Here is an 11,998-nt window from a genome sequence, read left to right on the forward strand (position 1 = left end):
AGTTACTGATATGAACGCTCCATTTAGCTACTCTTCACCCACGCTCAGCGTTGAGGCGTTAAAGCACTCCATCGCCTACAAGCTGATGTTCACCATCGGGAAAGATCCGGTCATCGCCAACAAGCACGAGTGGCTGAACGCCACCCTGTTTGCGGTGCGCGACCGTTTAGTTGAACGCTGGCTGCGCTCAAACCGCGCCCAGCTCTCGCAGGAAACGCGTCAGGTTTACTACCTGTCGATGGAATTTTTGATTGGCCGCACGCTGTCCAACGCGCTGCTGTCGCTCGGCATTTACGACGACGTCAAAACCGCCCTGGAAGAGATGGGGCTGGATTTAGAAGAGCTGATTGACGAAGAGAACGACCCGGGCCTCGGCAACGGCGGCCTGGGACGTCTTGCCGCCTGCTTCCTTGACTCGCTGGCGACGCTGGCGCTGCCGGGCCGCGGCTACGGCATTCGCTACGACTACGGCATGTTCAAGCAGAACATTGTCGACGGGCGACAGAAAGAGTCCCCGGACTACTGGCTGGAGTACGGCAACCCGTGGGAGTTCAAGCGCCACAACACGCGCTACAAGGTGCGCTTTGGCGGGCGTATTCAGCAGGAAGGAAAAAAATCCCGCTGGGTGGAAACGGAAGAGATCCTGGCCGTGGCCTACGACCAGATCATCCCCGGCTACGACACCGATGCCACCAACACGCTGCGCCTGTGGAGCGCCCAGGCGAGTAGCGAAATCAACCTCGGTAAATTCAACCAGGGGGACTACTTTGCGGCAGTGGAAGATAAAAACCACTCCGAGAACGTCTCCCGCGTGCTGTATCCGGACGACTCGACCTACTCCGGCCGCGAGCTGCGCCTGCGTCAGGAGTATTTCCTCGTTTCGGCGACGATTCAGGACATCCTCAGCCGCCACCATCAGCTGCACAAAACCTACGCCAACCTGGCGGAGAAAACCGCGATCCACCTTAACGACACCCATCCGGTGCTCTCTATTCCCGAGCTGATGCGCCTGCTGATCGACGAGCATAAGTTCAGCTGGGACGACGCCTTTGAGGTGACCTGCCAGGTGTTCTCTTACACTAACCACACGCTGATGAGCGAAGCGCTGGAGACGTGGCCGGTGGACATGCTCGGCAAAATCCTGCCGCGCCATCTGCAGATTATCTTTGAGATTAACGACTACTTCCTCAAGACGCTGCAGGAGCAGTATCCGAACGATACCGGCCTGCTGAGCCGCGCGTCGATCATTGATGAATCGAACGGCCGCCGCGTGCGCATGGCCTGGCTGGCTGTTGTCATCAGCCACAAGGTCAACGGCGTGTCCGGGCTCCACTCAAACCTGATGGTGCAGTCGCTGTTTGCGGACTTCGCGAAGATCTTCCCGACGCGTTTCTGCAACGTGACCAACGGCGTCACTCCGCGCCGCTGGCTGGCGCTGGCCAACCAGCCGCTCTCCGAGGTGCTGGACGAGAACATTGGCCGCACCTGGCGTACCGATTTGAGCCAGCTGAGCGAGCTGGAACAGCACATTGATTTCCCGACGGTGAACAAGGCCGTGCGCGAAGCCAAGCTGCTGAACAAAAAGCGTCTGGCGGTCTGGCTGGCGATGCACCTCAACGTGGTGGCAAACCCGAAAGCGCTGTTCGACGTGCAGATCAAACGCATCCACGAATACAAGCGTCAGCTGATGAACGTGCTGCACGTGATCACCCATTACAACCGCATCAAGGCCGATCCGACGGCCGAATGGGTGCCGCGCGTGAAGATCTTCGCCGGTAAGGCGGCGTCCGCCTACTACATGGCGAAGCACATCATTCATCTCATCAACGACGTGGCGAAGGTGGTCAACCAGGATCCGGACATTGGCGATAAGCTGAAGGTAGTCTTCATTCCGAACTACAGCGTAAGCCTGGCGCAGCTGATCATCCCGGCGGCGGATCTCTCTGAGCAGATTTCCACGGCGGGGACGGAAGCGTCCGGCACCAGTAACATGAAGTTTGCCCTTAACGGCGCGCTGACCATCGGCACGCTGGACGGGGCGAACGTCGAGATGCTGGAGCACGTGGGCGAAGAAAATATCTTTATCTTCGGTAATACGACGGAAGAGGTGGAGGCGCTGCGCAGGAAAGGCTACTCGCCGCGTCAGTATTACGAAGAGGATGAAGAGTTGCGCCAGGTGCTGACGCAGATCGCGACCGGCGTGTTTAGCCCTGATGAACCGAGCCGCTATCGCGATCTGGTCGATTCGCTGATTAACTTTGGCGATCACTACCAGGTGCTGGCGGATTACCGCAGCTACGTGGACTGTCAGGACAAGGTGGACGAGCTGTATCGCCAGCCGGAGAAGTGGACCAGCGCCGCGATGTACAACATCGCCAATATGGGCTATTTCTCGTCAGACAGGACCATCAAGGAGTATGCCGAGACGATCTGGCATATTGATCCGGTGCGGTTGTAAAAACAGAGCCCGGTGGCGCTGCGCTTACCGGGCCTACGGGATCGAGTAGGCCGGGTAAGGCGGAGCCGCCACCCGGCTTTTTTTCCAACTACGACGCCAACGACAGCTCACGCTTTCCCACATTTTGCAGCAGCCACTGCGCCACGCGAGACTGCTGTTCGGCGTTGAGCCACATCCCTTCTTTGGTTCGGCGCCAGATAGCATCATCCAGACGACGCACCCACTCGTGCTCAACCAGATAGCGCAGCTCGGCTTCGTACAGCTCGTGGCCGAAATGCTCGCCCAGATCCGCAATGTCCTTCGCCTCACCCAGGAACAGCTCGGTATTGCTGCCGTAGGTGCGGGCGTAGTGGCGCGCCATGCCTTCGGTGATGAACGGGAAGCGACGGCGCAGCTTCGCGGCGTAATCGTCGCGGTTATCGCCGATATCACCGCCGGGCAGCACCGCGCCCTTGGTCCATGCCGGGCCAATGCCTTTGTAGTACGGCGCCAGTTTTTCCAGCGCGTGCTCGGCCAGCTTGCGGTAGGTGGTGAGCTTGCCGCCAAATACGGAAAGCAGCGGCGCCTGGCCGTCAACGTCGTGAATATCGAGCGTATAGTCGCGGGTAATCGCCTGCGGTGAATCAGACTCGTCATCGCACAGCGGACGCACGCCGGAGTAGGTCCAGACCACGTCGTCGCGCGACAGCTGTTTCTTAAAGTGCGCGTTATACACTTTGAGCAGGTAGTTCACTTCGCTCTCGTCGATCTCGACGTTCTTCGGATCGCCTTTGTACTCCACGTCGGTGGTGCCGATGATCGAGAATTCGTCCATCCACGGGATCACAAACACGATGCGCTTGTCTTCGTTCTGCAGAATGTAGGCCTGCTTCTGGGTATGCACGCGCGGTACCACAATGTGGCTGCCCTTGATCAGGCGGATGCCGTACGGCGAAGGCAGATGCATGCCGTCGTCGAAGAACTGCTTCACCCACGGACCGGTGGCGTTCACCAGGCCGCGCGCTTTCCAGCTGAATTTCTCGCCGGTATCGATATCTTCCGCTTCCACAATCCACAGGCCGTTTTCACGACGGGCAGCGGTCGCGCGGGTGCGGGTTTTCACCTCACCACCTTTCTTCTCTACCATCTGCGCATTCGCCAGCACCAGGCGCGCATCGTCTACCCAGCAGTCGGAATATTCGAAACCGCGCACGATTTCAGGCTTAAGGACCGATTCTGAGCCAAAACGCAACCCTTTCGAACCCGGGAGGCTAGTGCGTTTACCCAGATGATCGTACATAAACAGACCAATTCGGATCATCCATGCCGGACGCAGGTGCGGGCGGTGGGGCAGGCGGAAGCGCATCGGAATCGCCAGATGCGGGGCCATTTTGAGCAGCACTTCACGTTCGGCCAGCGCTTCGCTAACCAGGCGGAATTCGTAGTGTTCCAGGTAGCGCAGGCCACCGTGAATCAGCTTGGAGCTGGCGGACGACGTCGCGCAGGCGAGATCGTTAGCTTCCAGCATCAGTACGGATAAACCGCGTCCTGCGGCATCGACCGCAATACCGGCACCGTTGATGCCACCGCCTATCACAATCAGATCTTTGGTTTCCATAACACCCTCATGCACTTTCGTTAAAGCTCAGAAATGTTCGATATCGCTCATAATAGCAAAGGAACGCGCTTTTGGTAACATCAAAAAAACAATTTAGAGTGATATGGATAACATAATGGCGTTTACCCGCCGCCAGGACGTACACTACGGGGTAAAATCTTGTCGTTGACCACTGTTAAGAGAACACCATGGATCAGTTTGAATGTATTAACGTAGAAGAAGCCCACCAGAAGATGCACCAGGGAAAAGCGGTGCTGGTAGACATCCGCGATCCGCAGAGTTTTGCGATGGGCCATACCCCGGGCGCGTTTCATCTCACCAACGACACGCTGGGCGCGTTTATGCGCGATAACGACTTCGACACGCCGGTGATGGTCATGTGCTATCACGGCAACAGCAGCAAAGGCGCGGCGCAGTATCTGCTTCAGCAGGGTTATGACGCGGTTTATAGCGTCGACGGCGGTTTCGATGCCTGGCATCGTCATTTCCCGGCGGAAGTGGAATACGCGTTTGAGCGCTAATCCCGCTATACTGTCCCCTTTTGTGTGGAAATAAGCGACCGCTGCCCATGTTGATGATCACCTCTTTTACCAACCCGCGCGTAGCCCAGGCGTTTGTCGACTATATGGCGACGCAGGGCATTATTCTGACTATTCAGCAACATACGCAGACCGACGTCTGGCTGGCCGATGAGAGCCAGGCCGCGCGGGTAAACGAGGAGCTGGCGCGTTTTCTTGAAAATCCCGGTGACCCGCGCTATCTCGCGGCAAGCTGGCAGTCTGGCCAGACCGGCAGCGGGCTGCACTACAGCCGCTTTCCCTTCCTTGCCACTATTCGCGAACGCGCGGGCCCGTTTACGCTGCTGCTGATGGCGGCCTGCATTATCGTCTTCATTATTATGAACGTGGTGGGCGACCAGAGCGTGATGATTGCCCTGGCCTGGCCGTACGATCCGTCTCTTGAGTTTGACGTCTGGCGCTACTTTACCCACGCGCTGATGCACTTCTCGGTGATGCATATCCTCTTTAACCTGCTGTGGTGGTGGTATCTCGGCGGTGCCGTTGAAAAGCGTCTGGGCAGCGGCAAGCTGATCGTTATCACAATTATCAGCGCCCTGCTGAGCGGCTACGTACAGCACAAGTTCAGCGGGCCGTGGTTCGGCGGGCTGTCGGGCGTCGTATATGCCCTGATGGGCTACGTCTGGCTTCGCGGGGAGCGCGATCCGGAAAGCGGCATCTATCTGCAACGCGGATTAATAACCTTTGCGTTAATATGGCTAATTGCCGGATGGTTTGATCTGTTTGGTATGTCTATCGCCAACGGTGCGCACGTCGCCGGGCTGGCCGTGGGGCTGGCGATGGCGTTTGCCGACACGCTCCATGCGCGAAAACGAACATAATTCTCAGGGATAATTGATGAAACAAACACAACGTCATGACGCCATTATCGAACTGGTCAAAAAACAGGGATACGTCAGCACCGAAGAGCTGGTAGAGCAGTTTGCCGTCAGCCCGCAAACCATCCGTCGTGACCTGAACGACCTGGCCGATCAGAACCGTATTCTCCGCCACCACGGCGGGGCGGCGCTGCCGTCCAGCTCGGTCAATACTTCCTGGCACGACCGTAAAGCCACGCAGACGGCGGAGAAAGAGCGCATTGCCCGTAAAGTGGCAAGCCAGATCCCCAACGGGGCGACGCTGTTTATTGATATCGGCACCACGCCGGAAGCGGTCGCCCATGCCCTGCTGGATCACGAGAACCTGCGCGTGGTGACCAACAACCTGAACGTCGCCAACACCCTGATGCAAAAAGACGATTTCCGCATCATCCTCGCGGGCGGCGAGCTGCGCAGCCGCGACGGCGGGATTATCGGCGAAGCGACCCTCGATTTTATCTCTCAGTTCCGCCTCGACTTCGGCATTCTGGGGATCAGCGGCATCGACAGCGACGGCTCGCTGCTGGAGTTCGATTACCACGAGGTGCGCACCAAGCGCGCGATCATTGAAAACTCACGCCACGTGATGCTGGTGGTGGACCACTCGAAGTTTGGCCGTAACGCGATGGTGAACATGGGCAGCATCAGCATGGTGGATGCGGTCTATACCGACGTGATGCCGCCGGCGGGCGTGATGCAGGTGATTAAGGATAATAATCTGCAGCTGGAATTGTGCTAGCGGTTGTGTCGGGTGGCGCTGCGCTTACCCGACCTACAAACCCCGTAGGCCCGTGCAAGCGTAGCGCCGCCGGGCAATGAATTACACTCCATACCCCATCATCTTCAACAGCTGCTGGGCATGCTGCACCGCATCCTGACGATGCGCCACGCCCAGCTTCTGGTACAGGTTGCGGATGTGCGTTTTGATGGTGGTCGCCGCCACCGCCAGCTCGCCGGCAATCTGCTCGTTGCTGTAGCCTGAATAGATCAGCCCCAGCACCTGCCATTCGCGCTGGGTGAGCGGGCTGGTGCGGATAAGCTCCGGCACTTCGGGGTGGTTTAGCAGACGTTCAACAAAGTTCTCATCAAAATGCGCGAACTTGTGCCGATGGTGCTGGTTAATCTCGCGCAGGATGCGCTGGGCGCGATGCTGATCCAGCTCCGGCAGCGTGTTGAGCTGAATAAGCTGGCGCAGCTGCTGCGCCATCACTTCACCTTCAATCACAAAGTGGCTGATAAACCCGGTGCGGTTCGCCAGCTGCAGCGCTTCCAGCAGCACGCGCTGGGCATCGTTTTTACGACCCGCCTGCCAGTAAAGCTGGTTCAGCAGCAGCAGGTTGCGGTTCAGGTCGCTCATCAGGCGCAGGCTGCGCGCGTTCTCGTTCAGCTCTTCCAGAACAATCTCCGCGGGCTCGAGTTCGCCGAGCAGGATCTGCGCGCGGGCAATGTTGCGCCATTGGCTCTGCAGGAAGTGGTTGTTCGCAAATTCCGGTTTTGGGGTTTGACGCAGCCAGTTGGCGGCGGATTTTTTATCGCCGGTCATTTGCCAGTAAATCACCCGGACCTTATCGGCGTTCGACACCCAGTCGCTATGATACTGACCGTTGCCGAGCAGGTTTTCCAGGCGGTTAAGATGGTTGCGGGCGTTATCGAGATCGCCCCGCGCCAGCGAGCACTGTACCAGCAGCGCCAGACACTGCAGCTGCTGCTGAGGCTGGAAGCTGGAAAGAACATTCACACCCTGGCGGGCGCAGCTTTCTGCTTCATCCAGACGCGACCACGCCCACAGCAGCTGAGCGCGAATACGCAACAGGAACTCGTGCATCGGCAGCTGTTCCAGATGCTGTTCACGAATCAGCTGGAACGCTTTCTCCTGGTTTTCCCAGGCGGCCTGCAGGAACCCCTGTGCGAATAAAATCTCGCTCTGCTGGATCAGGCTCCACAGCGCGTAATGCCAGACATCATGACGACGCGCCATCTGTTCGGTTTGCTGCATCAGTGAAAGCGAACGCGTGAGGTCGCCTTTGCAGTGCAGCACTTCGCCGTGCACGGAGGTTGCCACGATGCGGCTGTAGAAGTTGGCCAGCGGCAGTTCATCCAGGGCGACCATCGCCAGCCGTTCGGCTTCGTCCGGGTCACCGTCGTTAATGGCTACCTGAGCACGCAGGGCGTTGAACTCGCCGTGCAGGGTGGTATCCATCTCGCTTTCCATCTCCTGCTCGGCGCGCGCCAGCAGGGTGTTCACTTCGCTGTAGCGGTGCTGGCTCTGCATCAGCCAGGCCTGCAGCAGCACCAGACGCGGGTTCTCCAGCAGGCTTTCCCACGGCAGGGCTTTGAGGGACTCTTCCAGCAGGGTCAGCTCGCTGTGGTTAAACAGGCCCCACGCATGGTTGAGGAGGATATCGCGCAGCATGCTGGCATCACCGGCGGCCAGCGCGTGGTGGATGGCCTCGCTCGGGAAGCCCTGTGCCATCCAGCTTTCGGCGGCGGCACGGTGGATCTCCGGCAGTTCAACCGCCAGCTCCCACTGACAGCGCTGGCGAAGGAAGCTGCCAAACAGCGGATGATAGCTAAACCATTCGCCCGGATCGTCCATGCGCGTCAGGAACAGGCCCTGACGTTCAATCTCTTCCAGCTGCAGCTGGCCGTTTTCACAGCCCGTCACCCGCACGATCAGCGCGTCGTTCATGGAGCGCAGCAGGGAGCTTTTCAGCAGGAAATTACGCGTTGAGGGATCGACGCTGTCGAGCACCTCATCCACCAGGTAGTCAGAAAGGTGGCTGGCGTTGATGCCTGCCAGACGCCGCGCCGACTGATGCGCGGGACTGTTGTTTTGCCGGGCAGAAAGGGCGATGAGCTGCAGCGCGGTGGCCCAGCCGGCAACGTCGTCACACAGACGGCTGCTTTCGGCGGCTTCAATGGGCGAGTTCAGGCGGCAGTCGAAGAACTGTTTTGCTTCCTGATGGGTAAAGGCCAGCTGCTGGCTGCCGATTTCCAGAAGCTGATCGCGTACGCGCAGGTTGGCAATACCCAGCTGCGGCAGGTTGCGCGACAGCACCACCAGCGTCAGGTTTTCCGGCTGATGGCGCAGGAAGAAACGCATCGATTCATGGATCACCGGGTTCGTGATGAGATGGTAATCATCAATCACCACGTACAGCGGGCGATGCCATTCGGCCAGTTCGATAAACAGCTGAGAGAAAAGGGAGGACAGGCTGGCATACTGGCGCTTTTGCACCATCACCTCACTGGCGACGCAGTGTCCATGGGTGGCTTGCTGTATGGCGGCAATCAGATAGCTGGCAAAACGCTCCTGCTGGTTATCACCTTCATCAAGGGAGTACCAGCCAAGGTCGCTCTTACCCGCAGCCCACTGTGAAATGAGCGTTGTTTTTCCATAGCCTGCCGGGCTCGTAACCAGCGCCAGTCGGAAATTATGCGCGCCGGAAAGTTTAGCCAACAGACGCTCGCGAACCACGGTGTGGTCAAGGCGAACCGGGCGACTTAATTTAGACGGAATCAACATAGGTTTCACTTCACTGTGGGGAACGAGAAATTTTATTTTTTTTGCGCTTCGTAATTAATGGATATAAGTTCGGCCAATACGTTATCTATTGCAAGTTATGTCTGGATTTGGTGGCTGTGAATTTGCACTCTGTCACAAAACATTCAGACAGAGGGTGGAACTTTCCGAAAAGGTCTGCGATGCCGCGTCAATGCTGGCTTGTATGGCTGTGCTGCGGCTGCGCTGAAACTGGTTTCAGAAAGGGATAGTGACGTCAAATTTAATATACTCCTGGTAACGTTAAGAGAAATGAATAATCGTCTTAGCGATGACCCGATTGCAGAAATATTATTCTACGTAAGTAATTATTTCAGCGGGGTTTAATTTCACACGAAACCGCATTTCATTTCTTTGACATTCTCCCCGGTTACTTTTTCTCTTCCGGGCACACTCCAGCTATGCTCTGAGAGTGGCCTCGATCACACTTTTATGCTCATCCCCGCTACTCCTCCCTGTCTAATCCCCCACGGGAGGAGGAAGAGGGGAAATGAGCCTGGCACACTAGCGCCAACTTGTGTTTTCTTTCTAAAGGATGCCGATCCCCTATGTCACAGCCTACCTTCAACAAAGCTCAATTCCAGGCTGCCCTGACGCGTCAGTGGCAGCGTTTTGGCCTTCATGCTGCAAACGAAATGACGCCTCGCCAGTGGTGGCAGGCGGTGAGCGGTGCGCTCGCAGAACAGCTGGATGCTCAACCTCTGGCAAAGCCGGTAAAAGGCCAGCGCCATGTGAACTACATCTCAATGGAATTCCTGATTGGCCGTCTGACGGGCAACAACCTGTTGAACCTTGGCTGGTATCAGGAGATCGGTGAGGTCCTGAAAGAACACGACGTTAACCTGACCGACCTGCTGGAAGAAGAGATTGACCCGGCGCTGGGCAACGGCGGTCTGGGACGTCTGGCAGCCTGCTTCCTGGACTCCATGGCGACTGTCGGCCAGTCGGCGATCGGCTACGGTCTGAACTACCAGTACGGCCTGTTCCGCCAGTCCTTCGCTGACGGCCATCAGATGGAAGCGCCGGACGACTGGCATCGTAATACCTATCCGTGGTTCCGCCACAACGCGCAGCTTGACGTGCAGGTGGGCATTGGCGGGAAAGTGACGAAACAAGGTCTCTGGGAACCGGCGTTCACCCTTACCGGCGAAGCCTGGGATCTGCCGGTGCTCGGCTACCGTAACGGCGTGGCGCAGCCGCTGCGTCTGTGGCAGGCGAAGCACGCGCATCCGTTTAACCTGACCAAATTCAACGACGGCGATTTCCTGCGCGCCGAGCAGCAGGGCATCGACGCCGAGAAGCTGACCAAAGTCCTCTATCCGAACGACAACCACCTGGCCGGTAAAAAGCTGCGCCTGATGCAGCAGTACTTCCAGTGCGCCTGCTCCGTAGCGGACATTCTGCGTCGCCATCACCTGGCGGGGCGCAAGCTGGCGCAGCTGCCGGACTTCGAGGTGATTCAGCTCAACGACACGCACCCGACGATTGCCATCCCGGAACTGCTGCGCGTGCTGATCGACGAACATCAGCTGGCCTGGGACGACGCCTGGGCCATCACCAGCCGTACCTTTGCCTACACCAACCACACCCTGATGCCAGAAGCGCTGGAGTGCTGGGACGAGAAGCTGGTGAAAGCGCTGCTGCCGCGCCACATGCAGATCATCAACAAGATTAACGACAAGTTTAAAAAGCAGGTGGATAAAACCTGGCCGGGCAACAAGGCGGTCTGGGCGAAGCTCGCGGTGGTGCACGATAAGCAGGTGCGCATGGCGAACATGTGCGTGGTGAGCGGCTTCGCGGTAAACGGCGTGGCGGCGCTGCACTCGGATCTGGTCGTCAAAGATCTCTTCCCGGAATACCACCAGCTGTGGCCGACCAAATTCCACAACGTGACCAACGGCATCACGCCGCGTCGCTGGATCAAGCAGTGCAACCCGCTGCTGGCCGGCCTGCTGGATAAGACCCTGAAGAAAGAGTGGGCCAACGATCTGGACCAGCTCATCAATCTGGAAAAATACGCCGACGACGCGAAGTTCCGCGAGCAGTACCGTGCCATCAAGCTGGAGAACAAGGTTCGCCTGGCGGCGTTCGTGAAGGCACGCACCGGGATTGAGATCAGCCCGAATGCGATTTTCGATATCCAGATTAAACGCCTGCACGAGTACAAACGTCAGCACCTGAACCTGCTGCACATTCTGGCACTGTACAAAGAGATCCGCGAGAACCCGCAGGCCGACCGCGTGCCGCGCGTGTTCCTGTTCGGTGCGAAAGCGGCGCCGGGCTACTACCTGGCGAAAAACATCATCCTCGCCATTAATAAAGTGGCGGCGGCGATCAACAGCGATCCAAAAGTAGGCGACAAGCTGAAGGTGGTGTTCCTGCCGGATTACTGCGTTTCGGCGGCTGAAATGCTGATCCCGGCGGCGGACATCTCCGAGCAGATCTCGACTGCCGGAAAAGAAGCGTCCGGCACCGGCAACATGAAGCTGGCGCTGAACGGCGCGCTGACCGTCGGCACGCTCGACGGGGCCAACGTCGAAATCGCCGAGAAGGTCGGCGAGGAGAATATCTTTATCTTCGGCCATACCGTGGAAGAGGTGAAAGCCATCAAGGCCAAAGGCTATGACCCGGTGAAATGGCGTAAGAAAGACAAGGTGCTGGATGCCGTACTGAAAGAGCTGGAGAGCGGTAAATACAGCGACGGCGACAAGCACGCGTTTGACCAGATGCTGCACAGCATGGACAAGCACGGCGGTGATCCGTATCTGGTGATGGCGGACTTCACGGCCTACGTGGAAGCGCAAAAGCAGGTCGACGCGCTGTATCGCGACCAGGAAGCGTGGACCCGGGCGTGCATCCTGAACACCGCCCGCTGCGGTATGTTCAGCTCTGACCGCTCAATCCGTGATTATCAGGCTCGTATCTGGCAGGCAAAACGCTAAGGAA

Annotated in this window: 7 protein-coding genes; 5 read left to right on the plus strand and 2 right to left on the minus strand. The window is 58.0% G+C overall.

The features are described 5' to 3' along the window. Positions 1–10: 10 nt before the first annotated feature. Positions 11–2,458 carry a glycogen phosphorylase gene (glgP, locus tag ACMWKK_RS14020; protein WP_112779955.1) on the plus strand — a complete coding sequence of 816 codons (2,448 nt, stop codon included), beginning with the start codon at positions 11–13 and terminating at the stop codon, positions 2,456–2,458. 88 nt (positions 2,459–2,546) lie between these two features. Here glgP and glpD read toward each other — a convergent pair whose 3' ends face one another. Further along, positions 2,547–4,055: a glycerol-3-phosphate dehydrogenase gene (gene glpD, locus ACMWKK_RS14025; RefSeq protein ID WP_112779956.1), complete on the minus strand. Its 1,509-nt coding sequence runs from the start codon at positions 4,053–4,055 to the stop codon at positions 2,547–2,549. Between the two features lie 188 nt (positions 4,056–4,243). Here glpD and glpE point away from each other — a divergent pair, with 188 nt between their 5' ends. Genes glpE through ACMWKK_RS14040 form a run of 3 tightly spaced genes read left to right on the plus strand, consistent with a single transcriptional unit; the run spans position 4,244 to position 6,229 of the window. Continuing rightward, positions 4,244–4,576 (plus strand): thiosulfate sulfurtransferase GlpE, encoded by a 333-nt coding sequence (glpE, locus tag ACMWKK_RS14030; RefSeq protein ID WP_008503062.1) that lies wholly within the window; start codon positions 4,244–4,246, stop codon positions 4,574–4,576. Between the two features lie 47 nt (positions 4,577–4,623). Beyond that, entirely contained in the window at positions 4,624–5,454 is an 831-nt protein-coding gene (glpG, locus tag ACMWKK_RS14035) for a rhomboid family intramembrane serine protease GlpG (RefSeq protein WP_045327140.1), read from the plus strand. Between the two features lie 16 nt (positions 5,455–5,470). Further along, positions 5,471–6,229 (plus strand): DeoR/GlpR family transcriptional regulator, encoded by a 759-nt coding sequence (locus tag ACMWKK_RS14040; RefSeq protein ID WP_008503060.1) that lies wholly within the window; start codon positions 5,471–5,473, stop codon positions 6,227–6,229. 81 nt (positions 6,230–6,310) lie between these two features. Here ACMWKK_RS14040 and malT read toward each other — a convergent pair whose 3' ends face one another. Continuing rightward, on the minus strand, positions 6,311–9,016 hold the full coding sequence (gene malT, locus ACMWKK_RS14045) for an HTH-type transcriptional regulator MalT (RefSeq protein ID WP_045327138.1): 2,706 nt from the start codon (positions 9,014–9,016) through the stop codon (positions 6,311–6,313). A gap of 584 nt (positions 9,017–9,600) precedes the next feature. Here malT and malP point away from each other — a divergent pair. Then, positions 9,601–11,994, plus strand: a complete 2,394-nt coding sequence (malP, locus tag ACMWKK_RS14050) for a maltodextrin phosphorylase (RefSeq protein WP_161656363.1) — start codon at positions 9,601–9,603, stop codon at positions 11,992–11,994. Positions 11,995–11,998: the final 4 nt, after the last annotated feature.

Source organism: Enterobacter sp. 01-M-03-SI-ECC (assembly GCF_047530215.1).
GTDB classification, from domain to species: Bacteria; Pseudomonadota; Gammaproteobacteria; order Enterobacterales; family Enterobacteriaceae; genus Enterobacter; species Enterobacter chengduensis.